Origin of the sequence: Serratia sp. ASV30 (assembly GCF_016428815.1) — a bacterium.
GTDB classification, from domain to species: domain Bacteria; phylum Pseudomonadota; class Gammaproteobacteria; order Enterobacterales; family Enterobacteriaceae; genus Chania; species Chania fonticola_C.
This window is the reverse complement of record NZ_JAELTL010000152.1, coordinates 1-973: the sequence shown is the minus strand read 5'-3', so window position 1 is coordinate 973 and position 973 is coordinate 1. Positions and strand designations below refer to the sequence as shown.

At 41.1% G+C, this 973-nt stretch carries 1 pseudogene; it reads right to left on the bottom strand.

Annotation, left to right across the window (positions count from 1 at the left end):
* Positions 1 to 121: 121 nt before the first annotated feature.
* Positions 122 to 973 (bottom strand): annotated as a pseudogene (locus JHD74_RS25845) (hypothetical protein); the annotation flags it as partial.

Genomic DNA, 973 nt, shown 5'->3' with positions numbered 1-973 from the left:
AGCATTTACTCTCAAAATGCAAGCACTTTTATTTGACTTGAAAGAAAATAAATACTTTTCATCACTCATATCTTTAGCCTTTGTATAAAATGGAGATATTAATAAGAAGCATATTGCTATCTTACCCAAGGTTGATACGATATGTTGAGTCTTTCTTTTCCAACTTATCATGAATGATCCACTCTTTTTCATTTTTTTTCTCTTGCTCAGCCTCTTGGCTACTCGATGTTTCCTCTGGCACATCATTACTCTCGTTATCAACTTGAGAATCACGCGCTATCCCAACCGTATAACTAACATATACCTTAGCCGTTATCCCATTATGATAAAGAACCAATTCCATTTTATCTTTAGTCGGATTATCTAAACCTAAACACCCTTCTGCAACCGCTTTCCCTCCAATCGTTAATGCGCCATTGGCGATATAGAAACGAACACCAGCACGCACATTTGCTTCTATGGTCAAGCTAAGCTTGGCTTCTACACTATCCGTTTTTTCCCATTCCCACTCGTTTTTCGCATCTGACTTAAAAGCAAGTTTAAGATCAATCGTACCTTCAGCAACCAGTTCAATCTTCATTCCAATAAATGCCGCATTGCCACCTTCGTTATAGGCCTGCTCTTTCGACATTAATCCTTCCCTAACGGCTGCTAACAGCACATCCATCTTATACCATGCTGCAAAGGCCTGGAGCAGATCTAGTGTCATTTTTAAGCCTATAAGTGGAGCCAGCCCTAATGAAACTTGTCTTTCAATATAGACAAGTCCGGAGGACGCATCTTCTTTTAACTCACCCCCACCTTTGATTTCCAGCTTTGGACAAATAATTTCCGTATATAGTATGGTTATTTTCCCTTCCCCTCCCTTACCTGTTGAAAGGGCTTTTCCAACCACATCAAGGGTCTTTTTCTGTCTCTTATACACATCTGACGCTGCCGACGATGCCAACTGGGTGTAGAGGGGGGGGGGGGG